We start from the raw sequence: 24,232 nt of genomic DNA, 5'->3' as shown, positions 1-24,232 counted from the left end.
TACATCTAACTATGAAAAGATCAAGGACAATAATTGGGGCAGCAGCGTTGCTTATTATGCTATCTGCCTGCTCTTCTCAGTATCGAGCGCATGGATATATGCCGCCAAAAGAGTATGTTGATGACCTTGTGGTCGGAGTTGATACTCGGGGCAGCGTTGCAGAATCCTTGGGTGCTCCTTCATCGGGCGGTTTAATGCGTGAAAATGCATATTTTTATGTACGAAGCCAAATGCGGCAGGGCGCTCTTGCTCGACCCACCGAAGTGGACCGCGAGGTTCTTGTGTTAAGTTTCAACAAACAAGGGGTGTTGAGCAACATCGAGCGGTTTGGCTTGCAAGATGGCAACGTTATTTCATTAGAACACAGAGTGACCAAGGCTGCAGGTCCTGAATTAAGTTTGATTCGCCAAATCATCGGGTCAGTGGGTGGAAGTGCACCCAGTCTTTGATAGCTGGGTAACTCATCAACTCTCTGTTGTTTGTTATGCGATTGTTACATGCAGTTGCTCTAGATGTATTTGTACAAAAGTGACTTAACATGAAGGGGCAGTCTTTGGAAAAGCGGATCAGCAAAAAATACCGCGTCAGGTTGGCTGATAAACCAAGTGACATTTTAGCGGCACAAAAGCTGCGGCATCTCGCATTTGGTTTAAGGGCGCCAAGCGGCCTTGATGTGGATGAGTTTGATCCAGTCTGTGCTCATGTTTTGTTAGAAGAGTGCAAAACCAACCGACTTGTGTGCTGCTACCGGCTTTTGCACTTGAATGGTGGCTCAGAGATTGAAAAAAGCTACTCTGCGCAGCACTATGAGCTTTCTGCGCTGCATTCATATAGTGGTAAACTTGTCGAAATGGGGCGCTTTTGTATCCATCCAGAGGTCAAAGACCCTGATGTGCTCAGGTTAGCGTGGGGTGCGCTTGCCAAATACGTTGATAAAGAAGGCGTCGAGCTTTTGTTTGGCTGCGCGTCTTTTCAGGGCACAGATGCAACAGCATATCTTGATGCATTTGCTGTGCTTCGAGATAAATATCTTGCCCCAAAGCGCTGGCTTCCACGGGTAAAAGCCCCAAGGGTTTTTCGTTTTGCGGCCCGGCTGCGCCGCAAACCTGATATGAGGCAGGCCCTGCGCAAAATGCCGCCACTGCTGCGCAGTTATTTAATGATGGGGGGCTGGGTCAGTGATCATGCTGTGGTCGATTCTCAGATGAATACGCTGCACGTCTTTACGGGTATAGAAATTGGGTCAATTCCGGCCGTGCGAAGACGGCTTTTGCAAGCTCTCTCTTGACCTTTGGGGATCGGGCGCTTAGCAGCGCGCTATGGCACGAGTTCCATTATTACAGCTTAACGATATTGCGCTGACATTTGGCGGAAATCCGGTCTTTGACCGGCTGGACCTCGTAATTCACCCTGGTGAACGGCTTGCTTTGGTCGGGCGCAATGGATCAGGAAAATCGACCTTGATGAAAGTGATGGCCGGTCTGGCAGAGCCGGACCGCGGTGCGCGTGTGATGCCGCCGGGTTTGGCGGCAGGATATATGGAGCAAGACCCAGCTATGACTGGCTTTACCACTTTGGGTGATTTTGCCACGAGCGGGCTAGAGCCTGGGGAACTTTACCGCGTAGAGCGTGCAGCGGAAGGGTTAAAATTTGATCCAGAGCGCTTGGTGGAAACCGCATCCGGCGGAGAGCGCCGCCGCGCAGCTTTGGCCAAGTTGATGGCCGAAGCGCCGGATTTGCTGTTATTGGATGAGCCCACAAACCATTTGGACATTGAAGCCATCACCTGGCTGGAAGCCGAGTTAAAGACCAGCAAAGCCGGCTTTGTTTTAATCAGCCATGATCGGGCTTTTCTAAATGCACTCAGCCGCGCGACCTTGTGGATTGATCGTGGGCAGGTGCGGCGCAATGAACAGGGATTTGACGGGTTTGAGGCTTGGCGAGACAAGCTGTGGCAAGACGAAGACATGCAGCGCCATAAAATGGACCGCAAGATAAAATCTGAGGGTCGGTGGGCAGTGGAAGGCATCAGTGCGCGGCGCAAACGCAATCAAGGGCGGTTACGGGCGCTACATAGCCTGCGGGCAGAGCGGGCGGGGATGATCCGCCGGCAAGGCACAGCGGCGATGGCGCTAAATGCGGGGCCAAAGTCCGGCCGTAAGGTCATTGAGGCCAGAGATGTTGTGAAATCTTTTGGTGAGATACTTATCTTGCGCCGGTTTTCGATCACCATTCAGCGTGGAGATCGGATCGCGCTTGTGGGACCAAACGGAGTGGGGAAAACCACGTTGCTGCGGCTTTTGATGGGCGAGCTTGATCCGGACCAAGGTCAGATTAAACATGGCACCAATCTGGTCCCTGCTGTTTTTGACCAAAACCGCAGCCAACTTGATCCGGAGATGACGCTTTGGGACAGCCTGACGGGTGATCCGGCAATGCGGGTATCGGGCAAAGCCGATCAGGTATTGGTGCGCGGCGCGCCAAAACATGTGGTGGGGTATTTAAAAGAGTTTCTGTTCGACGAAGAACAGGCCCGTGCGCCTGTGCGCTCGCTGTCGGGGGGCGAAAAGGCACGGCTATTGCTTGCCAAGATCATGGCGAGGGAAAGCAATCTTTTGGTGCTTGACGAGCCGACCAATGATCTTGATGTGGAAACGCTTGATTTGCTGCAAGAGCTGCTGGATGATTATCAGGGAACGGTGATTTTGGTTAGTCACGACCGCGATTTTCTGGACCGTGTGGCCACAACAACCATCGCGATGGAAGGCCAAGGGCGCACGGTCGCCTATGCTGGTGGCTGGTCAGATTATCAAGCTCAGAAACAGGTTACACCGACCCCGGTAAAACCCGCAGCGACCAAAGCCAAACCAGAGGTGAAAACCGCGCAGCAAGCAGAAAAGCCGGGGCTTACATTTACTGAGCGGCATCGGCTTGAAAGCCTCCCTGCGGAGATTGAAAAGTTGGGGGCGGAAATCACCAAGCTTGAAGAGTACCTGTCTGTGCCCGATCTTTACCAGCAGGCGCCGGTTAAATTTCAAAAAGCAAGTGCGGCACTGGTTGAACGGCAACAAGCCTTGCAGATTGCGGAAGACGATTGGCTTACATTGGAAGAAAAAAACCAGCCTTGAGCCCCATAAGGGCGACGCAAGGGGACGGTAACTTGTACAGCACCGTAGTCATAATCTAAACGGTCTGGCAAAAAATGCGCCGCTGAAAGGGAGTATTTGTACAAAGAAAAAATCAGCCCAATGCGGAGATATTCAAGGGGCTGCAGACATTCGGCAAGCTTTGAACAATCGGCGCAATATGCGCTGCTTTGTTTTAACTTTTTGGCGGTAAATACCGCTGCAAGGCGTGCAATCCAAAAACGGTCAAAAGTATGCGGTACATATGGTGCAGGCTGACCAAAGCGGGATTGGCGTTGAGGCTCAGAGCGATCAGGGACATTTCTATTAGGCCTCCGGGGGCAAAGCTAATCAGTAAAACGTCAAATGGTAAGGGTTGAAAAGCACTCAGTATAAGGCAAATTGCAAGAGCGATTAAAAGCATAGCTGCCACACTGGCAAAACTAAGTGCGATCCCGCGCAACAGCATATAACGTTTCAGACCTGTAAATCGGGAGCCAAGCGCTGTACCGATCACCATTTGCGCGATTGTGATCAAGCCTTCGGGTAGTTGCGGTGTGGCCAGCCCCGAAAGGCTGACGGCTGCTGCGATTAAAAGTGGCCCCATCAGTTGTCCGGCAGGGATTTTAAGCTTGAGACCAAAGATCAGTCCGGCAAATACGACCGCTGCGCTAATCATCATTTGTTGCACAGTCATATCGGCCTGAACCCCAGTGGTGATTTGCACCCCAGCGGCGCTGCCTACGGGTGCGCCGATCCATACCGACATAAGCATTGGCACGATCATAATGACCATAATAATACGCAAAAACTGTTGCAGAGTGAGAAGTTGGATATCGCAACCACGTGCTTCGCCCATCGCGATACTTTCCAGCAATCCGCCCGGTGCGCTGCAAAAAAATGCCGTCATTGGATCATAACCACCCAAGCGGCGAAAAATCCACAAATTAGCTATAAAACCAATGGGTACAAAAACACTGAGGCCGATCAAGCTCAGGATCATCAAGGGCGCGCGCGCCATGAGGTCTGGTGTGACCTGAGCGCCGATCATCACCCCGATTACCGCAATAAAGAGCATGCGCAATAGCATTGGGAATTTATAGGTATTGGGCAGGCTATCAGGGCGAGCAATTGTGAAGCCCGCGGTTGCAATCAACGCGCCAAGCATCCAAGGCAGGGGCATGAATGTGAGGCTGGCAATAAAACCTCCGAGCCCGCCGAGTGCCAGCAGGGCAATGGTGGGTATACAATTCTTAAAATACATTCAAATAAGTCTCTTTCACGATAGCACTGTGATGCGGCAAACCTAAGAGGCTGTCAAATGGCTTTACTCTTCTCGGCCATGCTGTTTGAGAAAGTCCAAGAGGTCAGCGCGAATGTCGTGATTGCATTCAAGCGCAAAAATATAGGCTTGGGTGGCAAAAAAGCAGGCACTGTCCAATGTACTGGCGGTCCTTGCGGCTTGGCTGTAAAGCTCTGCCAATGCCTTTTTATCATTGGTCGAAAATGCTGCGAGAATCTGATCGTTTAGAGCACTCATCCGCTCTTTTGGCTGGCTGTTCGATGGGCCTGAACGTTTTGTGCGGTCCAGTCGTGAAAGCAGTGGGTCGGAGAATCCATTACGGGTGAGAATCGGCCCCCGTCAAACTGGGCACCATGGCGCCCGCGTTGCATGCCTTCGACCACAAAGATATCTTCCTTAAACACACCTTTCCACTGCTCTGTATTTTTTGCGCGCAAAGCAGCATCAGTCGCGTTTGAAGGATAGTATAGATGTATCTTTTCAACTGTGTTTTCCGGACCATCGGGTATTAGGAGTATCGCAAAAGCATGGTCTCGCTGAACACCGAGCAGTACATTTGGATAAACGGAAATATATTCCGCCGAGGTTTGCCACTTTTCGCTTAGACCTGAGAAATCGGGAAAACGCGCGCCATTTTCACCCTCAATCTGGCGATATACCAACGTTCCCTGACCTGAATAGTGCCCATAGTTTTCTATATTGTAGTGATCTTCAAGCCTTGAATAACTATTCAAGCCGGGGTGAATCCAAGGCAAGTGGTAGCTTTCACAAAAATTTTCAACGGCAAGTTTCCAATTGCACTTTAGTTTGAGTTCAAACCGGCTGTCGGTGCCACCATGATACATCGGTTGATCAAATTCGGACCAGCGCTGGATGACATCGCGCATCGCCTGTTCAAATGGAGCGGCTTTACCGTTTATGTTCACCCATACGACGTCGCGCCAAATATGGCTGCGAATTTCGATAAGGCCAAGCGTTGAGCGGTCGATATCTTTATGAGTGTTATGCCCGGGGCCGCCCACATGAGGGGTGCTCACCAGCCGGCCATCGGTGGTATAGCACCAACTGTGGTAGGGGCAGCGAATAGCGCCTTCGATTTTTTGCGGCGTCTCAACCAGGATCATGCCGCGGTGTCTGCAGGTGTTCTGAAACACCCGAATTTGGTTGGAGCGATCGCGAATTAAGAGAAGCGGCATTCCCAAAAAGGTTATTGGCACGGCGTCACCAGGGTCTGGAACATCCGCACCAACAGCTAGACCAGCCCATTTTTTAAACAACAAGGCATGTTTTTCTTCGTCAAAGATATCGCTATTAATATAATGTTCATTCGGCAAGCCATTTGCCTGTGCAACCGGGCGGCGCACGGAAGATAAATTCGTGGGTTGCGTCACGGTGAACCTCATAGCTAGCATCACGATAAGGCAACTCTAGCAGTTTCGTGATGCTTTATCTGCCGATCTGCGACCCTGAGGGCCAGCTTGCGACACCTTTAAGAGAATGCTTCATTGGGGCGTAGCAATGTTCGGTGATAGGGCCAAAGATTATCACTTTCACAAATACCGGCTTGTCTCGCCGTAGCCATTATTTCAGAGCGTTTTTGGCCCAGATGTTCAAAAACCAAGCGCGTCACACGGGTACAATTTATATGCTCTGGAAAGGTTCTTGTAGTGTAGCCAAGCCAAAAATTGTTTTGAAAAGAGGGTGTGGGAGAAAGATAGCTAAAGGAACATGACGTAGATCCGCGCCGAAAGGCGAGCATTGCAACGCCGCCCTCTTGAGCAATGACAAACCCTCTAAATTCGCGGGTTTTGGCATTTGCATCCAATCCTTGACCTGCAACGGCTTCTTTGGCTTCCATCCCACGGAGAAACATCTGATAATTCTTTTTATAGACAAAAATTAGACCCTGAACAAAACGGTTTTTTTCACCAAAGCTATGCCTTGAGAAACGAAAAAAACCGCTGGGAAAAATTTCGGGCAAGATATCAGTTTCTTTTGGGCCAAAATATTCGCGCATTTCCGGGTGGCTAAGTGCACCTTCGCTTCGCGCTTCGATTTGTTGAAGAGGCTCAAGTAGTATGCGCGCATCGGTTTTAAAAAAAGTACAAATTTTATGCAAGACATCAGGTCGGGGAAAGCTTTCCCCTGATAGATAGCGATTGAATTGTGTGCGGTTGATCCCAAGGTCTCGGCAAATTGACGAAATCGAAGAATGTTTCTGGCACAAAATACGCAGGTTTTGACCGAAAACGGCACGCAATTCTATGGGGGACATGATTGTGTTTGTTGCACTTGAATTGGGGGACATGAATGATCCTCAGGTCTAAATATTATTTTTTAAACTCTTAACCTGTTAAAGACGTGATTTTTAAAACGTTACTTTTTGAAATCTGATGCCATATCGTTCTAGAGCTGACACATTATTCGCGTATTGTGAGTATTTTAGACACAAAATACAAGAAAATGTTGATAGATAAATATGGTTAATAAAGCCATTTTAAAACAAAATCAGGTAATGAAATTAAAAAGGGTGCTGCTATGTATGGTGTTATCTTATGGAGCGATCAAACAGCCCAAAGAGCCGTAATATGGTGTGAAGACCATGGAAAACTCGCGTATTTTAACCCCCAAACTGACGCTATTGCGCCGGTAACGGCTAAAAAACAACCATTAGAGGTCGGTGATCTTATAAAGTTTAATGTGCGGGATTGGTGTTCAGTGCGGCGGGCATCAAAAGTTGAGTTGATTGCAGCCGCTCGATTTCCAGATTTAGCAGGCGGATTGGCAGGTGCTAACGTTGAATTACACTCTGGCCAACCAGAAGATTTTGGAAATGTGATCGCATTTCGGAAGACATCTGAGCGAAGCCAACGGGCTACCGCATAGATCTGCAGCCCTTATCGCAAAAGTCACTCAGTTGGCTCGGCACCGCCACGCGACAGCGCCGCGACCCCTGTTCGAGCAATTTCACTCAGGCCCAAGGGACGCATCAATTCGGCAAAGGCGTCAACCTTATCAGGTGTCCCTGTGATTTGAAACACAAAGCTTTTCAATGTGCTATCAACTACATTTGCGCGAAAAATATCCGCCAGGCGCAGCGCTTCAACGCGTTTTTCGCCTTTCCCGTCTACTTTTAACAGCGCCAGTTCTCTTTCAACCGAAGTGCCTTCTACCGTAAGGTCATGGACTTCATGAACTGGAACTATCCGGCCCAGTTGAGCTATGATTTGCTCAATAACCTGAGGTGTGCCAGTGGTGACAATGGTGATCCGGCTTAGGTGGCCCTGATGGTCAACCTCTGCTACTGTCAGGCTGTCGATATTATAGCCGCGCCCGGAGAATAAACCAATAACGCGGGCCAAAACCCCGGCTTCATTATCCACCAGCACAGCCAATGTATGGGTTTCGCTTTCTTCCCCAAAGTTTGACCTTAGGTTATAGGCCGAATGTTTGGACGAACCTTTTTTAATTCTCAAAGCGGACATTTTGTTGCCTTTTGCTGTATCAAATAAATTATCAAGGGTTGGCTTTTGCTTATACCATTACAGCGCCACTGCTGCCGATGGCATCTTTGGTGTTGGCTTCGCCCAAGAGCATTTTATTATGCGGCTCGCCAGAAGGGATCATTGGGAAACAGTTTTCATGTTTTTCCACCAAACAATCAAAGATGACAGGCCCATCATAGGCGAGCATTTCCATAATTGCATCATCAAGATCTTTAGGGTCTGTGCATAAAATGCCTTTGGCACCGAAGGCTTCTGCCAATTTCACAAAATCTGGCAGGGCCTCGGACCAGCTGTGCGAATACCGTTCACCATGCAGCAGCTCTTGCCATTGGCGCACCATTCCAAGCCGTTCATTATTAAGAATAAACTGTTTAACCGGCAGCCGGTATTGCACGGCGGTGCCCATCTCTTGCATGTTCATCAGCCAACTAGCTTCGCCGGCAACGTTGATCACCAACGCCTCTGGGTGGGCCATTTGGACACCGATCGAGGCTGGAAACCCATAGCCCATAGTGCCCAGACCGCCTGATGTCATCCAATGGTTTGGATCCTCAAAGCCTAAATACTGCGCGGCCCACATTTGGTGTTGGCCAACTTCGGTGCAAATAAACCGGTCTTTGCGATGTTTTGTCAGTTCTTCGAGCCGCATTAGCGCATGCTGCGGTTTTATGGTCTTTTTGCTCGGTTGGAAATCAAGACATCTAACTTTTTTCCACTCTTCTATTTGGCTCCACCATGATTTTAGGGCAGCTGAGTTTGTTTTACGGCCGCGCGCTTTCCAGATGTTCAACAAATCCTCTAGGACATGGGCAATATCACCGATGATCGGGATATCGACACGGATCACCTTGTTAATCGATGAGGGGTCTATATCGATGTGGGCCTTGCGTGAATTGGGGCTAAAGGCGTCAAGCCGTCCGGTGATCCGATCGTCAAAGCGCGCGCCTATATTGATCATTAAATCGCAATCATGCATCGCCAAGTTGGCTTCATAAAGACCATGCATCCCCAACATTCCAAGCCAGTTTTTTCCCGAGGCGGGATAAGCGCCAAGCCCCATTAGGGTAGAGGTGATGGGAAAGTGCGTGGCTGCAACCAATTCGCGCAGCAACTGGCTTGCAGAGGTGCCAGAGTTTATCACTCCGCCGCCGGTATATAAAATCGGCCGTTCAGCAATTTCAAGCGCTTCTACCAAAGCGGTTATCTGATCTAGATCGCCTTTGGTGCGGGGTTGGTAGTGATTTGTTTTTGCTTTAGTTTTTGGGGTGTATTCCGCGGAAGCAAATTGAACATCTTTTGGAATATCCACCAAAACGGGACCGGGCCTGCCAGCGGTTGCGACATGAAAAGCCTGATGGATTATATCCGGCAGCTTTGCTGTGTCTTTCACCAGCCAATTATGTTTGGTGCAGGGGCGGGTGATGCCAACGGTATCAGCCTCTTGAAAGGCATCAGAGCCGATCATAAAGGTGGGAACCTGTCCCGTGAGGACAACGATCGGGATCGAATCCATCAAAGCGTCGGTCAAACCGGTGACAGCATTTGTAGCGCCCGGACCCGAGGTGACCAAAACAACGCCTGGCTTGCCGGTTGCCCGCGCGTAGCCTTCGGCTGCATGAACCGCGCCTTGCTCGTGCCGCACAAGAATATGGCGAATGTCGTTTTGCTGGAACACTTCGTCATAAATCGGTAGCACAGCGCCGCCGGGATATCCGAAAACTGTGTCAACGCCCTGATCTTTCAGCGCTTGAACTACCATTTTTGCTCCGCTCATCTGGCGTGTCATACTCTTGCTCCGTTTTGACTGCGTGATCCAAGGGATCATAATTCATTTCGTTGTAGATACAAAAAAGCCCCCGAAGTTTCGAGGGCGCATGAGGTCTAAAATGGTACGTTTTACCGACCCATGCGCTTTCGTTTTACAATAACCACTAGGGGCTGTAGCATCTAGAGCTCCTTTCATATCCACGGCAAGACAATATGAACCCCTTGCGACGAGGTCAACAGCGAATTGACGGATAAATGAAAAGAAAACCTGCATTTTTCTTTCTAAATATTGCGTTCAGGGGCTGTTTAGTGAAATTTTACACTATTTGAGGATGAATATGCTGCCGTATCGAGGCCTTGCCGCCGGATCACTTATAGTCTGTATCGGTTCGAAAATAAAAAAGCCCACTGCGGGGCGCGCAGTGGGCTTTAGTGCTTTTTTGCCTTGACGGGGGCAGCCGGTTTTAAAATTAACTCTCGGCGGCTGGCTCCGCTTCAGGGGCTGCATCTTTGCTTGGGCCTTGGTCGTCATCGGATCCAAAGTCTTCAGCAGCGGCAGCGCCCATATCGTCAAACAGTTCTGCAATCTCGAATTCAGCGGCTGCCTCTTCTTCGGCGGCCAGTTCCTGAATGGATTTACCTTCTGCCTGCAACACAGCTTCTTCAGCAGAACGCGCTACGTTCAACACGATCGTTGCAGCAACTTCTGGGTGCAGCCTGACGTTCATTTCATGCAGACCCAATTCTTTGATCGGTCTAAGCGATGTGATTTGTTTGCGTTCAACGCTAAAACCACCTTCGCTGGCAACTTCTGCTGCATCACGCGGGGTCACTGATCCGTAAAGCGCACCGCTATCTGATGCAGAGCGAATCACGATAAAGGTTTGACCATCAAGCCGTGAGGCAAGATCTTCTGCTTCTGTGCGTGTGTCGAGATTGCGTGCTTCCAGCTGAGCCTTTTGGGTTTCAAACTGGGCGATATTATATTTCGACGCGGTCAGTGCTTTGCCTTGGGGCAAAAGATAGTTGCGTGCGTAGCCCGATTTTACATCGACCACATCACCCATTTGGCCCAATTTGGCGACCCGTTCCATGAGGATAACTTGCATATCAATGTCTCCTTATTTCACAGCGTAAGGCAACAGCGCCAGAAACCGTGCACGTTTGATCGCGCGGGCCAATTCACGTTGTTTTTTTGCCGAAACTGCAGTGATCCGCGAGGGAACAATTTTGCCGCGCTCTGAGATATAGCGCTGCAACAGTTTGGTGTCTTTGTAATCAATCGCCGGTGCGTTGTCTCCAGAGAAGGGGCACACTTTGCGACGACGGAAAAATGGTTTATTTGTCATAATTTAAGCGTCCTTTTCCTGAATCACGCGCGCCGTTCGCGACGTTCGCCACGTTCTTCGCGTTTTTGCATCTGCACGGATGGTCCCGCATTATGTTCATCGACTTTGATGGTCAGAATGCGCATCACGTCTTCATGCAGACGCATCAGGCGTTCCATTTCCTGGACCGCTTCTGAGGGGGCATCGGTTTTCAGAAAAGCGTAATGCCCTTTGCGATTTTTATTAATTTTATAGGCCATTGTTTTGACCCCCCAATATTCGCTTTCGACGACTTTGCCGCCGTTGTCTGCCAATACTGTAGTGAAGTGTTCAACTAGGCCTTCAGCCTGCGCGTTGGACAAGTCCTGACGCGAGATAAAGACATGCTCATAAAGCGGCATGTGTGCTCCATTCATGTTCTGGCGCGTTTCAAAGGGTAGGTCATCTTTCCGCACCCACCCACGAGAGTCCGCGCGATAAAACCGATATCGCGGAAAGAGACGCCTCTTCTACACGATTTTATTGGCCGCGCAAGCGATAGTTAATGTCTGAGAAGCCTCCTAAAAAAATATTTTCGGTCGTAAAGGTTTCACATCCGCGTCACATTTATGACGCAATCGGATAGTATTCATACCCATAAGGCTGAGGGATGCAGCTATAATGCAGAAGAATATTTTAGGGGTGGTCAATTTTCCACCGTATTTTAGTAGCAGGGGCGGCAGTTTTTCTGCCGTCCTTATTTTTTTCACACGACTGCTTGCCGTTGCCTTTGTTCTTGCTGCGATTGGCTTTTGGTTTTTCCCTTTTCCACCGCTTGCCGCTAAGCTAGAGTTAATTAGGCTGGGCATTTTTATTGGGCTTGTCCTGACTGCACTTGGTCTGTTTTCAATATAACCCGATAAACCAAACAACCGAGCGGTGCGATGCTCCAGTAACCGCCAGTTGTCAGCATTCAATACTTGCTAATTTGGCCATGAGCCAGACGCATAGCGGGAATGAATAAAACTCCTCTGCACATTGCTTAGTGATGGGATTATTTCAATCCTATCAACAATCAAAGGACTTGGTAGATGGATTATAGAAATTTTCATGATGAGTTGCAGGCTTATGAACTTAAAGCACGGAAACTTCGCTCAGAAGAATTTCGGCGTTTGGTTTCTGGTCTTTTTAGCCCTTTCAAAAGGAAGTAAGGCAGCGGGTAGTGGCGCGTTATTAAAGCGACCCCCTGCATTAATTCCCGCTAAAGGGAACCAAAAAATATCCCTGTGGCCTTGCGTCTAATGTGAGGTGCCAGCTTTGAAAGTGGCCGCAGGGGATTTGGCACTGATCAAAGGTTATTATTTTCATTCAAAGACACGCCAGTTGTCTAATTGGTGTTTGCTTCGGTCGAAGTTTACCCAAAGAAACGAACTCTATTTTAGGCCGCCGGCATACGTTGCTCAATAATCTCGGCCCACCAACTGCACCCGGCGGGGATCGCATCATCGTTAAAATTGTAGTTCGGATTATGCACCGCAGCGGTATCGCCATTGCCAATTAGGATATATGCGCCAGGGCGCTCTTCCAGCATGAAAGAAAAATCTTCGCCGCCCATCACCAAATCGGCTTCTGCACAGGCGCCGGATACACTTTCAGCCACTTTGGCCGCGAACTCGGTTTGAGCGTTTGAGTTGCTCATAACTGGATAGGTGCGGCGATATTCTGCATCCGCACTGGCGCCAAACGCCGCTGCGGTGCCTTCCGCAAGCTCGATCAAACGCTTTTCTGCCAAATCGCGCATTTCCACGCTTAATGTGCGTACCGTACCACGCAGGTGGACGGATTCTGGAATCACATTAAACGCGGTGGAAGAGGTTTCAAAAGAGGTGACAGAAACCACCATTTGGTCCACGGGGTTTGCATTTCTGCTAACAATAGATTGCAGTGCAAGCACTAGATGGCTGGCAACGACGGTTGGATCAATGGTCTCTTGCGGTTTAGCGGCATGACCGCCTTTACCGGTAATTTTAATATCAAACATGTCTGACGCAGCAAAAAATGCGCCTGAGCGAATGGCAAACTGACCAGCCGGCATTTGCGGCCAATTGTGCATGCCGTAAACCTCATCAATGCCAAACTGCTCCATCATGCCGTCGTCGCACATTTCTTTGCCGCCGCCGCCACCTTCTTCGGCGGGCTGGAAAATCACCACTGCAGTTCCGTCAAAATTACGTGTTTCGCTGAGGTACTTCGCCGCGCCCAAAAGCATCGCGGTGTGGCCGTCATGGCCGCAGGCATGCATCGCGCCTGGCGTTTTACTGGCGTACTCAAGTCCGGTTTGTTCCTCGATCGGCAAAGCGTCCATATCAGCGCGCAGTCCAATGGTTTTGCCCGAGGCGTTTGATTTGCCTTTGATCACTGCGACAACGCCGGTGCGACCAATGCCGGTCACAACCTCATCTGCACCAAAGCTGCGCAGCTTATCGGCCACCAGCGCAGAGGTGCGCTGTGTGTCGAAAAGAATTTCTGGATGCTGGTGAATGTCGCGGCGCCATTCAGTAATTTCGGGATGCAATTCTGCCAAACGATTTTTTACGGGCATAGCTTAATCTCCTGTCAGTCTTTCAAGCAGTTTTTGCATAAATTTATGCCCTGCTTCAAATTGTGATTTTTCAATAAATTCATTAGGTTGGTGCGCTTGCGCAATGTCACCAGGGCCGCAGATGACAGCAGAGTATCCGCGCGCTTGAAACTGGCCGGCTTCGGTTCCGTATGACACTACATGAATCGCATTATCTCCGGTTATCTGGCGTACCAATGTTTCGGCTTCCCCGTCTTGTTCGGGGCGCAATCCGGGCACAAAAAAGCGCGGTTCAATTTCAATATGCGCCTCTGGATGAGAGGCTTTCATATCCGCTTCTATCGTCCGCACTTTTTCTTCAAAGCGGCCCTTCCATTCGGCTTCTGTTTCATCGGCCACAATTCTGAAATCTAGACTAAAGTGGCAATCTTTTGCAGTGATGTTATGGGCTGTGCCGCCGCTGATCATTCCCACATGCGCTGTGGTATAGGGCGGGTCGAACATGGCAGCAATTTCAGTGGGTTGCGCTGCGCTGTTGGCGGCGTTGACGTGATTGGCCCAGTCTATCAGCTTTGCGCCAGACATAATCGCATTGACCCCTGTGTGCAGGATCGACGAATGTACCTCAAAACCAACAAAATGGGTGCTAAAGGCCAAACCGCCCTTGTGACCGTTGACCGCCAGCATAGTTGAAGGTTCTCCTACAATCACAGCGCTGGCTTTGGGCAGGGTTTTGAGTATTTGATCAATCATTGGCGGCGCGCCAGTGCAGCCAACCTCTTCATCATAACTTAAAGCGATTTGTAAAGGTCGGGTGAGGGGCAGATAAGAAGCTTCCACCAATGCCCAAAGCGCCAAGGCATCAAAGCCTTTCATATCACATGTACCGCGACCAAAATATTTTCCATCACGTTCGGTCACTTGGTAGGGATCGCTGTCCCAAGGCTGCCCGTCGACCGGAACCACATCCGTATGACCCGATAGAACCAGACCGCCTTCGATATCCGGGCCAACATGGGCAAAAAGCGCTGCTTTGTCTCCAGCCTCGTTATAATGGCGGTGCGATATTATATTGTGATCAGCTAAATACGCTTCAACCCAGGCCACAAGATCTAGATTGCTATCGCGGCTGACTGTGGGAAAGGATACAAGTTTACGCATTAACTGCAGCGGCGAAAGACGTTCTTTGCTCATAATTAGTACCCGCTATCTGTGGTTAAAACAAAATGTCCATCCGACACTTCACGGTACTCAGAGGATTCTGCGACATAATTCATACCGTGGATTGGTGAGGGGATTGGTTTGAAGTTAAGATCTTTTTCGGACTTGCGTTGGGTAGGATCTGCGATCGGAACCGCTTTCATCAATGCCTGCGTATAAGCATGTTGCGGTGCTTCAAAGACTTTGCTGCGCGGCCCTATTTCGACCAAACGCCCCAAATACATTACGCCCACATCATGGCTAACCCGTTCCACCACAGCCATATCATGACTGATGAATAGAAAGGACAGCTCAAGCTCTGCCTGCAATTCCATCATAAGATTAAGAACCTGTGCCTGAACCGAGACATCCAGCGCGCTCACAGCTTCATCAGCAATAATCAATTTTGGATTAAGTGCCAGAGCGCGCGCAATGGCAACCCTTTGGCGCTGGCCGCCAGATAACTCATGCGGATAGCGGCGCAAAAAGCTGCGTGGCAACTCGACCCGATCGAACAGCATTTCAACGCGTTTTTGCAATGCATCGCCGCTGTGCGTGTCATAATTGCGCATTGGCTCGGCGACCTGATCCATGAGCAGCATTTGCGGGTTTAGTGATGCAAAGGGGTCTTGAAATACCATTTGCATATCAACGCGCGCAGTGCGCAACTCTTCGGGAGCCATGGCTATGATATCTTTGCCGGCAATGCTGACTTCGCCAGATAAAGGTTCAACCAAACGAAGAAGTGATCTGCCAACGGTGGATTTGCCGCAACCCGATTCGCCGACCAACGCTAAAGTGCGCCCTTTCATCAAGGTAAAGGAAACATCTTCGACAGCGTGAACGTTGGCGACCGTGCGCCGTAAAATACCGCCTTTGACTGGAAAGCGAGTGACAAGATTTTTAACCTCGAGCAGGGGTTCATTCGTCCCTTCAATGGGCTTTCGAACAGTGTCTTCATCACCAAAAAGGCGCATTGGCTCAGGAAAATCCTTACCTTTCATCTCGCCAAGTTTTGGAACCGCTGCGAGTAGGGACTGGGTGTAGCTATGCTGTGGGTCTTTGAAAATCTGCTCGACCAAGCCTTCCTCTACCTTATTGCCACGGTACATCACAACAACACGGTCTGCCATCTGTGCGACCACCGCCATATCATGGGTGATAAACATCACGGCAGTGCCAGTTTCCCGTTTAAGGCGGTCTATCAGGGCAAGGATTTCAGCCTGAATGGTCACATCAAGCGCTGTGGTTGGTTCATCCGCAATGAGCAATCTTGGCTCGCAGGCTAGCGCCATGGCAATAACCACCCGTTGACGCATGCCGCCCGATAGCTCGTGCGGAAATTGTTTCAGCCGTCGCTCAGGTTCGGGTATGCGCACCTGCCGTAGCAGATCAAGCGCCTGCTGAGCCGCCGCTGATCTCGTCATACCCTTGTGCACCCTAAGGCCCTCAGTCAATTGACGGCCCACCGTGAACACCGGGTTAAGAGCTGTCATAGGCTCTTGAAAGATCATGCCAATTTCATTGCCACGAATCGTACGCATCAATGACTGGTCCACTTTTGTGACGTCAACTATGCCTGATTCTTTTCGGTCAAATTCAAGTTTGCCGCCCGCCAGACGTCCGCCGCCAAATTCCACCAATCGCATCATTGAGAGCGATGAAACCGATTTGCCAGAGCCTGATTCCCCCACAACGCAAACGGTTTCCCCTGCGTTAATCTCAAAAGAGACATCCTCAACCCCAACGACTGTTCCGTCTTTGGTTTCAAATTCAACCCGCAGGTTTTCAAAGCTTGCGACGGGAGTTTTGGGGTGATCCAGCATTACAGTGCTCCTATGCTTTAGAAAGTATTGGTAGCGAATTGAGTCTATTGATGTCAAACACATCGCTTAAATTCGGAGGTTTGCGATATTGCAAAAGTGGAATATTATTCCTCGACCCGCTTTATTGATGCATTCTAGTATCATTTGGGCTTGCATTTTGAGAAAAGTCTGCTTCGATAGTCGAATGTTCGTAATCCGAATAGTTAGCGCTCACATGCGCTCTGTTCTTTAACAATACGATCGAAAGAAAATGGGGAAAATTTATAACTAACGTTTGATGTTTTGCCTGATGTGAAAACCGCAAGGAGGTTTAAATGAAAATCAAATCACTTATGATGGGGGCCGTAGCTGCCTGTGCGTTTGCACCGGCCAGTTTCGCTGAGCGTGGCTCAGATGGCAACGTCAGTATTATTTACTGGCAAGCTCCGTCGATCTTGAACCCATATCTGTCCGGGGGAACAAAGGACATCGAATCATCTAGTCTCGTCATCGAGCCATTGGGCCGCTTTGATGAAACAGGTGCTATGGTGGCATTTTTGGCAGAGGAAATTCCAACTGTTGCCAATGGTGGGGTGAGCGAAGATTTGACATCGATCACTTGGACGCTGAAAAGTGGCCTGCTCTGGTCAGACGGATCAGCAGTTACTGCGGCGGACGTAAAATTTACTGGGGATTATTGTATGCACCCAGAAGGTGGTTGCGCTCAGCTGGAAAAATTTGATGGTGTTACTTCTATTGAAGTCATCAATGATTTGACAGTTAAAGTTAGCTTTAACCAGCCAAAGCCAAACCCCTATGGTCCATTTGTTGGTGGTCAGACACCAATCATCCAGAAGGCACAGTTTGAAAATTGCATGGGTGCAGCTGCGCCAAATTGTACAGATCAAAACTTTGGCCCAATCGGCACAGGTCCTTTCGTGGTAACAGAATTCCGTCCAAACGATGTGATTCAGATGAAAGCCAACGACAATTACCGCGTCGCAAACAAGCCGGCCTTCGCAACGCTGACCTTCAAAGGTGGTGGTGACGCCACTGCAGCCGGTCGCGCTGTAATGGAAACAGGTGAATTTGACTATGCCTGGAACCTGCAACTCGCACCAGATGTGCTTGCCAAGCTGGCCGAAGGTGGCAAAGGTACACCGATTTCAGCATTTGGTGCTCTTGTTGAGCGTCTTGAAATGAACATGACAAACCCATCGCCTGATCTGGATGCAGATACGCGCTCAACACGCGCAGCACCGCACCCATTCCTCAGCGATATCAATGTTCGGAAAGCGCTGTCCATGGCGATTGACCGTCCGTTGCTCGTTGAAATCGGCTATGGCCAAGCGGGACGACCAACATGTGATCTGGTTCCTGCACCCGCGATTTATGCGTCAGGCAACACTGATTGTTTGACACAAGATATCGCAGGCGCAAACGCATTGCTCGACGAAGCAGGCTGGGCCCGTGGTGGTGATGGCATCCGCGCCAAAGACGGCGTGCGTTTGTCTATTCTGTATCAAACATCAACCAACGCTGTACGTCAGGATTTCCAAGCTCTTATCAAAGAGTGGTGGAGCCAAATCGGTGTCGAAACCGAATTGCGTAACCTGAATGCGTCAGTCTTCTTTGGTGGTGATCCAGGTTCGCCTGACACATACCAGAAGTTCTATGCTGATGTTGAAATGTACGCCAACGTGTTTGATGGAACCGACCCACAAGCCTATCTGGCAGCTTATCGCTGTGGCAATGAGCCAAAGCCAGACAGCCAGTGGCAAGGTGCAAACATCAACCGCTTCTGTGATCCAGAGTATGACAAGCTGATTGATGAAATGGCCCGCACAGGCGACATCGAGCGCCGCGGTGAACTTGGCCGTAAGATGAACGATATGCTGACCAATGAAAGCTACACAATTGTGCCTCTCGTTGACCGCGGTCGTGTTTCTGCGCATGCCAAATCACTTGGTGGTGTTGTTCTGAACACGTTTGATTCAGAGCTGTGGAACGTTGCCGACTGGCATCGTATCGACTAATAGCTAGTCTTTCTTGCTGCGCCCCTCGTCGTGAGGGGCGCAGTTTTCCTTTGAACTGAAATACTAAGGCGTCACTAAATGCTGACATTCACTATTCGTCGTCTGCTGATCTCTATCCCGACGCTTTTGTTCATCAGTTTGGTTATTTTTCTTCTTCTAAACCTTGCACCGAACGATCCGATGGCACAGGTGCCATTAACCGTGCCCCCAGAGGTCAAAGAAAAAATGCGCGAGGCTTTGGGCCTTGGCCAACCTCTCTACATCCAATTTGCCAAATGGCTGATGCAGTTTTTCTGGATCGAACCGCAGGTTTTCATAGATCATATGTTTGGGACAACCTTTTCCGAAGGTGATCTGCGCGTGATAAGCTGGCAGACCCGCAGCCCGGTGATGGATATTGTCGTGCAGAGAATGCCGCAAACCCTATGGGTGGTTGGGATGTCTTATGTGGTCGGCATTTTAATCGCGCTGCCGATCGGTATTTATTCTGCCTATCGGCATTATTCGGTTTTTGATCAGGCCGGAACTTTTGTGACAATGATTGGCTATTCCATCCCGCCATTTTTCACAGGTCCGCTTGTGATTGTGATTTTTGCGGTTCAACTTGGCTGGTTGCCTTCTACCTATGATACATTGCATCAGGTGATTAACTGGGACACCTTTGTCATTCAACTAAAACAGATGGTTTTGCCGGTAATGGTGCTTGCGCTGCAAACCACAGCTCAAATCAGCCGCTATATGCGTGCATCTATGCTTGATAACCTTAATCAGGATTATGTGCGAACCGCGCGGGCCAAGGGTCTAAGCGAGTGGACGGTGGTGATGGTTCATGTTCTGCGCAACTCGATGATCCCAGTGGTCACTGTAATTGCGCTTAATCTGCCCTATATTTTTGGCGGCGCGATTATCACCGAGCAGATTTTTAAAGTAAACGGAATAGGTGGGCAGTTAATCAATGCGATCTATGCCAATGACTTGCCAACGGTGCAAACATTGACTTTTATGTTCGCGTTTTTGATCGTTGCCTTTAACCTAATCGCAGACATTTTATACGGGCTTTTGGATCCGAGGATACGCTATGACTAACACCGCCGAGCCACTTCCTCAGCAACCCGCGCGCAGCAAGTGGCGTGATGTCTGGGACCAGTTTAAAAAACACAAAGGCGCTTTAATCGGCGGCATAATCTTTTTCACCATCGTTATATTGGTGATGGTGGGCCCTTGGGTGTGGCCCTATGAAGCTAATGAGATTAATATCCGATTGCGCAATCAAAGCCCAAGTTGGGCGCATCCGTTTGGGACCGATCAGTTGGGGCGTGATACTTTTGCGCGGATGATTGCAGGTGGAAAAACATCCATCTCAGTCGGAATCGCAGCGATGACGCTTTCGCTCATGCTGGGCAGTTTAATCGGAGTGTGCGCAGGGTACTATCGCCGATTAGACGGTATTCTGATGCGATTGACGGATCTGTTCCTTTCGCTTCCGCTTTTGCCTCTGCTGTTGGTGATGATGCTTTTATTTCGTGAGCCGCTCAGCCAAGCCTATGGGCCCGAGCGTGGCATGTTTGTTTTGATCGTGGTCTCCATTGGTATCACCAGTTGGATGCCAACAGCGCGCATTGTGCGGGGTGATGTCATGGCATTGAAAGAGCGCGAGTTTGTGCTTGCAGCCCGTTCAATCGGAACCACAGACCGTAAGATTATAATGCGGCATATATTGCCCAATGTGTTGTCGCCAATATTGGTTTCTGCAACGTTGGGAATTGCCAATGCGATTATCACAGAAAGCGCACTATCGTTTTTGGGCCTTGGGTTTCCACCTGATTTCCCAACCTGGGGCCGCTTGTTAAACGATGCAGTGGATTATCTTCAGCTCTATCCTGAGCGTGTCTTATGGCCAGGCTTGGCGATTTCATTGACTGTTCTGAGCATTAATTACCTTGGCGATGGTCTACGTGATGCCATGGATCCGCGAATTCGCGGCCGGTAAGCAAAAGCTATTTGGGCCGCCAAAGAAACGAGGCTTCTAAATGTGCACTGCACTATGGGGCAGTCACGTCATTTGATTGCGTATCCGCCGGATAGCCCACCCGACCAATGCCACAACCGGCAGGGTTAAAGCTGCGGTGAGCGTCCCTTTGCTAATCCCCAAATGAGCAGCGAGTGGATAGCCCAGATAACCGGTCAAAGAAACTGCATAATAGCTGATTGCGACGACTGATAGACTTTCGACGGTTCTTTGCAATCGTAACTGTAGATCGGCGCGTCGATCCATGCTTTTGAGCAAAGCTTGGTTTTGCGCTGAGCGTTCGACATCAACACGGGTACGAAGCAAATCACCCGATCGCATGGCGCGATCTGCCATTGTTACAAGCCTATTCTGACAGGACTTCACCGTGCGCATGGCGGGATCATAACGTCGAAGCATAAATTCATGGAAGGTCTGCCGACCCTCGAAACGCTCTTCACGTAAAACAGCAATCCTTTGGTTCACAATTGCTTCGTAAGCTCCGGTTGCTCCAAAGCGAAACGCACTTTGTGCGGAAATATGTTCAAGTTCAGCAGAAACATTTAACAACGCTCCAAGCGTAACCTCGGCGGAACTTTCTGCATTTGTCATATCAGACATCAAGGCGCTGAGTTTCGTATTAATCTGTTCCATCTCGCTGTTCATATTTCGCGCGGCTGAAAAGCCGAGCATTGACATTGTTTTATAGGTCTCAATTTCACAAATTCTTTGGACAATTCTGCCGATACGCCGGCTGCCGGTACCTTTTGAAATAAACACTGCAAAGCGCTGATGGCCACTGGCATCAAGACGAAAATCACCGGCGGCTACTGCCGCGCCGTCCAGTACGGAGCTTACAGCGACGCTCTCTTGGACAAACCAATTTTTTAGACATTTCTGAATTGTAGCATCATCTGGCCGTTGTTCGACACGTAGGTTAATCGACGTTACACAGACGTCTTGCAAATCTAAAAGCCAATCTTCGGGAAAGCCATAAAATTCTGCAGGATCAAAGGCGCGCTCGGAAAGACCGTCTTGAAACAAAGTGTAAGTAACAAACTCAGTATGTTGTTCCCATTTAAGATTATATCGGCCCAAAGGCTCGGAATAATGCGTCGCATTAGGTTGGGGGTGTGGTGCTCCAAAGCGATCCAGCAGTTTGATCAATTGGGCTCGATCAAGATCGCGGTCTCGCGTTGCTGCCTTTGTTGGATGCATCAATGCTAGAAATGCCACGCTTGAGGGCGCGTTCAAAGAGGGAAATGGGCGCGCGTGCATCTCATTGGTCATCTCGAACCGTAAAGGATGATCTATTAATTGCTTCATGAAATCAAACTCTCCTGCCGTAATTATAGCCATTTTGGGTTATTTATGAACAAAATAATCAAGGTCTCACTCCGCAGCTTGTCCCTCAGAAATTCCCGCAGGTTTTCCGTTAGTTCACATTTGATATCTGTTGACCGATGCGCTTAAAGTTCGTTCATGCGACCTTAGCCAACAGTAAAAGACAAAAGCATGATCAGGGAAAGAGCTTTGAGCGCGGCAAAATGCAGCAACTTAGAGCGTAAGATATTTGCGCTGAGTTGGTCCTTAAAACGATTTTATAGAAATCGGTTTGAAGCAGAGGCTTTGTAAGCATCCAGTTACCGCAATTGTCCTTGTGACACTTTCGCAATCTGATTTAATTCCTTCATGGCTTGTTCGAACTCAACAGGCTCTAGGATCGGGAAATAGCGCCAGCTTCCGCCTGCCTGCAAAGTGAACTGCACTTTTTTGACATTAAACTTGCAAAAAAAGCCATGCTTTGATCTCGCATCAAAGGCTTGCCACAACTCAGCGTAGGTTTCATCTGAGCGGATGTTATAAAATGACCCTTTTTCACTAAAAGCAATGTACATATCCTGACAAATCCGAATTTGTTCGGCTTTGTCAGCTTGGCCAAACTCAATTGTCTGATTGGCAAAGCCGATCTGCACAGTGCAGATCAGAGCGATGAGAGTACTGCTTGTTAGTCGGATCATAAAACAACCTCTGAACTGTCTTGCGACATGAAACCACATATTAGTATAGATAAACAATCCCGTTTGAAAAAAATAGATTTAAAATAATGCAGATGTAGATATTATTTGAGTGTATTACATTCTACTAAGTGAATTTATTTAATTAGTGAGTGTTCTTTAATTAAATAAGTAATCAAGAGCCAATTCGAATAAGGCTCTTGATTTGAGTAACTTCTATAGTTTTTTAAGCCATTCCGTGAATTTGAATAATTGAGCGCATATTGACATCAATTTCCGAATAGACCCTTTGAACCAACGGGTTTGCGGGCAGCGCATCATAAGCTGTTTGAATGGCGTTCATCGACGGATAGGTAATACCTAACAAATACTGGCCGGGGTTGTCGCCTGTTAAAATTTGTCCAAAGCGAAACGTCTGAGCGCCGCTCTGTGCAAAAATACCCGTGCACTCTTGCATCAAAGATGTAAGTTCTGGGTTAGACGTTGAAGATTTACCTTTGGTCATCACGAGATAATTGGGCCTTGGGTCTAATTTTGGCGTATAAGCGACATCGCTTAATTTAGCTATGTTTCGCAAATAGACCTCGACACCAAGGTCTAAAATACCTGCATAAGCCGAGGAATTTGCAAACGCTCCCATGACGTTTTCAAAACTCGACAAGCTATCAAAAAACTGAATAAAAACCAAAGCGCCGGGATTGAGCCCGCTGAGGGTAGCGCCATAGGTGACGCGGCTGGCTCCGGCTGATTTCGCATCTTGGGCAACGCTTGCCATTTGCTCAAGCGCAGCAGAACGATTTTCTGCTGGACAGTTTGCGGCAGTAACTGTGACAAAATTTTCAGACATATTTTTCTCCCATTCATATTTTATTTCAATATTTTCAAATATAATTAATTTTATATTGAAATGTAATAAATTAATTGGTCAACATATTTAAATAATAGCGTATTGCTATAAATATGAGCAAAAATTAGTAAAATATCCCGTATTTTGTCGGGAATTGTTTGCTTTAGGCACATCTGAAAGAATTTACCAAACATCAATTTCCGATCTTTGGGCAGGCGACCTTGACGTTTGGGCTGCTTAAATTACCTAAACGGTCTTATGAACGCTTTGGTGAGGTGACCATGTTGAAAGTTATTCTGATGGCGGCGGCGATGATGTCGTTTGTCACAACTGCCAGTGCAGTTGGGAGTTCTGATTACTCCAGTTCTACTGTAAGTGTGTTGCAACCAGCGGAACAATTGCTCAAGCAAAGGCGCTATGCTGATGCCTATCAAAAACTTGCGAGCATTAACGGTGCGCCAGAAGATGATCGGCAAAATCTACTTGGTTTTAGCGCACGCAAACAGGGTAAATTTGATTTAGCAGGGCAACATTACGAAGAGGCTTTGGCATTAAATCCGCGTCATCTAGGGGCGTTGGAATATCAAGGCGAGCTGTTCCTCGAACTGGGCCAATTCAAAAAAGCGCAAGCAAACCTATCCAAGCTTATGCAGTATTGTGGTTCAGAGTGTGATGAAACCAAAGCTTTACGAAAAGCGATTGGAAAAGCGCTGCAATAAAATAACCAAA

Annotated in this window: 24 protein-coding genes; 8 read left to right on the top strand and 16 right to left on the bottom strand. The window is 48.8% G+C overall.

Annotated features, from left to right (window positions below):
• Window positions 1-11 precede the first annotated feature (11 nt).
• The 3 genes from bamE to GN278_09875 all read left to right on the top strand — a co-directional run bounded on the left by bamE (window position 12) and on the right by GN278_09875 (window position 3,128).
• Window positions 12-449 carry an outer membrane protein assembly factor BamE gene (bamE, locus tag GN278_09885; GenBank protein ID XAT61020.1) on the top strand — a complete coding sequence of 146 codons (438 nt, stop codon included), beginning with the start codon at window positions 12-14 and terminating at the stop codon, window positions 447-449.
• 89 nt (window positions 450-538) lie between these two features.
• Entirely contained in the window at window positions 539-1,288 is a 750-nt protein-coding gene (locus GN278_09880) for a GNAT family N-acetyltransferase (GenBank protein XAT61019.1), read from the top strand.
• Between the two features lie 31 nt (window positions 1,289-1,319).
• On the top strand, window positions 1,320-3,128 hold the full coding sequence (locus tag GN278_09875) for an ATP-binding cassette domain-containing protein (GenBank protein ID XAT61018.1): 1,809 nt from the start codon (window positions 1,320-1,322) through the stop codon (window positions 3,126-3,128).
• 193 nt (window positions 3,129-3,321) lie between these two features.
• Here GN278_09875 and GN278_09870 read toward each other — a convergent pair whose 3' ends face one another.
• From GN278_09870 to GN278_09855, 4 genes are all read right to left on the bottom strand, one after another.
• Entirely contained in the window at window positions 3,322-4,389 is a 1,068-nt protein-coding gene (locus tag GN278_09870) for an AbrB family transcriptional regulator (protein ID XAT61017.1), read from the bottom strand.
• Between the two features lie 63 nt (window positions 4,390-4,452).
• Window positions 4,453-4,665, bottom strand: coding sequence for a hypothetical protein (locus tag GN278_09865; GenBank protein ID XAT61016.1), 213 nt, complete (start codon window positions 4,663-4,665; stop codon window positions 4,453-4,455).
• Window positions 4,662-5,819 carry a Rieske 2Fe-2S domain-containing protein gene (locus GN278_09860; GenBank protein ID XAT61015.1) on the bottom strand — a complete coding sequence of 386 codons (1,158 nt, stop codon included), beginning with the start codon at window positions 5,817-5,819 and terminating at the stop codon, window positions 4,662-4,664. The genes GN278_09865 and GN278_09860 overlap by 4 nt, the downstream gene beginning before the upstream one ends.
• A gap of 98 nt (window positions 5,820-5,917) precedes the next feature.
• Window positions 5,918-6,736, bottom strand: a complete 819-nt coding sequence (locus tag GN278_09855) for a helix-turn-helix domain-containing protein (GenBank protein XAT61014.1) — start codon at window positions 6,734-6,736, stop codon at window positions 5,918-5,920.
• Window positions 6,737-6,966: 230 nt separating this feature from the next.
• On the opposite strand from GN278_09855, the gene GN278_09850 reads away from it, so the two are divergent.
• On the top strand, window positions 6,967-7,314 hold the full coding sequence (locus tag GN278_09850; protein ID XAT61013.1) for a hypothetical protein: 348 nt from the start codon (window positions 6,967-6,969) through the stop codon (window positions 7,312-7,314).
• Between the two features lie 23 nt (window positions 7,315-7,337).
• Here the strand turns inward: GN278_09850 and ilvN are convergent, their stop codons facing one another.
• The 9 genes from ilvN to GN278_09805 all read right to left on the bottom strand — a co-directional run bounded on the left by ilvN (window position 7,338) and on the right by GN278_09805 (window position 16,615).
• Window positions 7,338-7,913: an acetolactate synthase small subunit gene (gene ilvN / locus GN278_09845; protein ID XAT61012.1), complete on the bottom strand. Its 576-nt coding sequence runs from the start codon at window positions 7,911-7,913 to the stop codon at window positions 7,338-7,340.
• 49 nt (window positions 7,914-7,962) lie between these two features.
• Window positions 7,963-9,720, bottom strand: a complete 1,758-nt coding sequence (locus GN278_09840; protein ID XAT61011.1) for an acetolactate synthase 3 large subunit — start codon at window positions 9,718-9,720, stop codon at window positions 7,963-7,965.
• Window positions 9,721-10,171: 451 nt separating this feature from the next.
• The gene (gene rplI, locus GN278_09835) at window positions 10,172-10,810 is read right to left on the bottom strand and encodes a 50S ribosomal protein L9 (GenBank protein XAT61010.1); all 639 of its coding nucleotides are present in this window, start codon (window positions 10,808-10,810) and stop codon (window positions 10,172-10,174) included.
• Between the two features lie 12 nt (window positions 10,811-10,822).
• A complete protein-coding gene (rpsR, locus tag GN278_09830; protein ID XAT61009.1) occupies window positions 10,823-11,050 on the bottom strand; it encodes a 30S ribosomal protein S18 in 228 nt (75 codons plus the stop codon).
• A 23-nt stretch (window positions 11,051-11,073) separates the two neighbouring features.
• Complete coding sequence (gene rpsF, locus GN278_09825) at window positions 11,074-11,430, bottom strand: 30S ribosomal protein S6 (GenBank protein XAT61008.1); 357 nt, start codon at window positions 11,428-11,430, stop codon at window positions 11,074-11,076.
• A gap of 159 nt (window positions 11,431-11,589) precedes the next feature.
• Window positions 11,590-11,877 (bottom strand): hypothetical protein, encoded by a 288-nt coding sequence (locus tag GN278_09820; protein XAT61007.1) that lies wholly within the window; start codon window positions 11,875-11,877, stop codon window positions 11,590-11,592.
• 569 nt (window positions 11,878-12,446) lie between these two features.
• Complete coding sequence (locus GN278_09815) at window positions 12,447-13,610, bottom strand: amidohydrolase (protein XAT61006.1); 1,164 nt, start codon at window positions 13,608-13,610, stop codon at window positions 12,447-12,449.
• Between the two features lie 3 nt (window positions 13,611-13,613).
• On the bottom strand, window positions 13,614-14,783 hold the full coding sequence (gene argE / locus GN278_09810; GenBank protein ID XAT61005.1) for an acetylornithine deacetylase: 1,170 nt from the start codon (window positions 14,781-14,783) through the stop codon (window positions 13,614-13,616).
• 2 nt (window positions 14,784-14,785) lie between these two features.
• Window positions 14,786-16,615, bottom strand: a complete 1,830-nt coding sequence (locus GN278_09805; protein ID XAT61004.1) for a dipeptide ABC transporter ATP-binding protein — start codon at window positions 16,613-16,615, stop codon at window positions 14,786-14,788.
• A gap of 314 nt (window positions 16,616-16,929) precedes the next feature.
• On the opposite strand from GN278_09805, the gene GN278_09800 reads away from it, so the two are divergent.
• From GN278_09800 to GN278_09790, 3 genes are all read left to right on the top strand, one after another.
• Window positions 16,930-18,630, top strand: a complete 1,701-nt coding sequence (locus GN278_09800; protein ID XAT61003.1) for a peptide ABC transporter substrate-binding protein — start codon at window positions 16,930-16,932, stop codon at window positions 18,628-18,630.
• 78 nt (window positions 18,631-18,708) lie between these two features.
• Window positions 18,709-19,716: an ABC transporter permease subunit gene (locus tag GN278_09795; GenBank protein XAT61002.1), complete on the top strand. Its 1,008-nt coding sequence runs from the start codon at window positions 18,709-18,711 to the stop codon at window positions 19,714-19,716.
• The gene (locus GN278_09790) at window positions 19,709-20,620 is read left to right on the top strand and encodes an ABC transporter permease subunit (protein ID XAT61001.1); all 912 of its coding nucleotides are present in this window, start codon (window positions 19,709-19,711) and stop codon (window positions 20,618-20,620) included. Before GN278_09795 ends, GN278_09790 begins: the two co-directional genes overlap by 8 nt.
• A gap of 63 nt (window positions 20,621-20,683) precedes the next feature.
• Here the strand turns inward: GN278_09790 and GN278_09785 are convergent, their stop codons facing one another.
• From GN278_09785 to GN278_09775, 3 genes are all read right to left on the bottom strand, one after another.
• Window positions 20,684-21,964 carry a DUF3422 family protein gene (locus tag GN278_09785; GenBank protein XAT61000.1) on the bottom strand — a complete coding sequence of 427 codons (1,281 nt, stop codon included), beginning with the start codon at window positions 21,962-21,964 and terminating at the stop codon, window positions 20,684-20,686.
• A gap of 317 nt (window positions 21,965-22,281) precedes the next feature.
• Window positions 22,282-22,659 (bottom strand): hypothetical protein, encoded by a 378-nt coding sequence (locus GN278_09780; GenBank protein XAT60999.1) that lies wholly within the window; start codon window positions 22,657-22,659, stop codon window positions 22,282-22,284.
• 223 nt (window positions 22,660-22,882) lie between these two features.
• Window positions 22,883-23,503, bottom strand: coding sequence for a hypothetical protein (locus tag GN278_09775; protein XAT60998.1), 621 nt, complete (start codon window positions 23,501-23,503; stop codon window positions 22,883-22,885).
• Between the two features lie 281 nt (window positions 23,504-23,784).
• Here GN278_09775 and GN278_09770 point away from each other — a divergent pair, with 281 nt between their 5' ends.
• The gene (locus GN278_09770) at window positions 23,785-24,222 is read left to right on the top strand and encodes a tetratricopeptide repeat protein (GenBank protein XAT60997.1); all 438 of its coding nucleotides are present in this window, start codon (window positions 23,785-23,787) and stop codon (window positions 24,220-24,222) included.
• Window positions 24,223-24,232: the final 10 nt, after the last annotated feature.

The sequence above is a fragment of the Rhodobacteraceae bacterium Araon29 genome (assembly GCA_039640505.1).
Taxonomy (GTDB): Bacteria; Pseudomonadota; Alphaproteobacteria; order Rhodobacterales; family Rhodobacteraceae; genus CABZJG01.
This window is presented reverse-complemented; position numbering and strand designations above follow the sequence as displayed.

What these genes read in the sequence shown, in the direction of transcription:
- bamE (XAT61020.1), top strand. Translation starts at nt 12, where the DNA reads ATGAAAAGATCAAGGACAATAATTGGGGCAGCAGCGTTGCTTATTATG.
- GN278_09880 (XAT61019.1), top strand. Translation starts at nt 539, where the DNA reads ATGAAGGGGCAGTCTTTGGAAAAGCGGATCAGCAAAAAATACCGCGTC.
- GN278_09875 (XAT61018.1), top strand. Translation starts at nt 1,320, where the DNA reads ATGGCACGAGTTCCATTATTACAGCTTAACGATATTGCGCTGACATTT.
- GN278_09870 (XAT61017.1), bottom strand. Translation starts at nt 4,389, where the DNA reads ATGTATTTTAAGAATTGTATACCCACCATTGCCCTGCTGGCACTCGGC.
- GN278_09865 (XAT61016.1), bottom strand. Translation starts at nt 4,665, where the DNA reads ATGAGTGCTCTAAACGATCAGATTCTCGCAGCATTTTCGACCAATGAT.
- GN278_09855 (XAT61014.1), bottom strand. Translation starts at nt 6,736, where the DNA reads ATGTCCCCCAATTCAAGTGCAACAAACACAATCATGTCCCCCATAGAA.
- GN278_09850 (XAT61013.1), top strand. Translation starts at nt 6,967, where the DNA reads ATGTATGGTGTTATCTTATGGAGCGATCAAACAGCCCAAAGAGCCGTA.
- ilvN (XAT61012.1), bottom strand. Translation starts at nt 7,913, where the DNA reads ATGTCCGCTTTGAGAATTAAAAAAGGTTCGTCCAAACATTCGGCCTAT.
- GN278_09840 (XAT61011.1), bottom strand. Translation starts at nt 9,720, where the DNA reads ATGACACGCCAGATGAGCGGAGCAAAAATGGTAGTTCAAGCGCTGAAA.
- rplI (XAT61010.1), bottom strand. Translation starts at nt 10,810, where the DNA reads ATGCAAGTTATCCTCATGGAACGGGTCGCCAAATTGGGCCAAATGGGT.
- rpsR (XAT61009.1), bottom strand. Translation starts at nt 11,050, where the DNA reads ATGACAAATAAACCATTTTTCCGTCGTCGCAAAGTGTGCCCCTTCTCT.
- rpsF (XAT61008.1), bottom strand. Translation starts at nt 11,430, where the DNA reads ATGCCGCTTTATGAGCATGTCTTTATCTCGCGTCAGGACTTGTCCAAC.
- GN278_09820 (XAT61007.1), bottom strand. Translation starts at nt 11,877, where the DNA reads ATGCCCAGCCTAATTAACTCTAGCTTAGCGGCAAGCGGTGGAAAAGGG.
- GN278_09815 (XAT61006.1), bottom strand. Translation starts at nt 13,610, where the DNA reads ATGCCCGTAAAAAATCGTTTGGCAGAATTGCATCCCGAAATTACTGAA.
- argE (XAT61005.1), bottom strand. Translation starts at nt 14,783, where the DNA reads ATGAGCAAAGAACGTCTTTCGCCGCTGCAGTTAATGCGTAAACTTGTA.
- GN278_09805 (XAT61004.1), bottom strand. Translation starts at nt 16,615, where the DNA reads ATGCTGGATCACCCCAAAACTCCCGTCGCAAGCTTTGAAAACCTGCGG.
- GN278_09800 (XAT61003.1), top strand. Translation starts at nt 16,930, where the DNA reads ATGAAAATCAAATCACTTATGATGGGGGCCGTAGCTGCCTGTGCGTTT.
- GN278_09795 (XAT61002.1), top strand. Translation starts at nt 18,709, where the DNA reads ATGCTGACATTCACTATTCGTCGTCTGCTGATCTCTATCCCGACGCTT.
- GN278_09790 (XAT61001.1), top strand. Translation starts at nt 19,709, where the DNA reads ATGACTAACACCGCCGAGCCACTTCCTCAGCAACCCGCGCGCAGCAAG.
- GN278_09785 (XAT61000.1), bottom strand. Translation starts at nt 21,964, where the DNA reads ATGAAGCAATTAATAGATCATCCTTTACGGTTCGAGATGACCAATGAG.
- GN278_09780 (XAT60999.1), bottom strand. Translation starts at nt 22,659, where the DNA reads ATGATCCGACTAACAAGCAGTACTCTCATCGCTCTGATCTGCACTGTG.
- GN278_09775 (XAT60998.1), bottom strand. Translation starts at nt 23,503, where the DNA reads ATGTCTGAAAATTTTGTCACAGTTACTGCCGCAAACTGTCCAGCAGAA.
- GN278_09770 (XAT60997.1), top strand. Translation starts at nt 23,785, where the DNA reads ATGTTGAAAGTTATTCTGATGGCGGCGGCGATGATGTCGTTTGTCACA.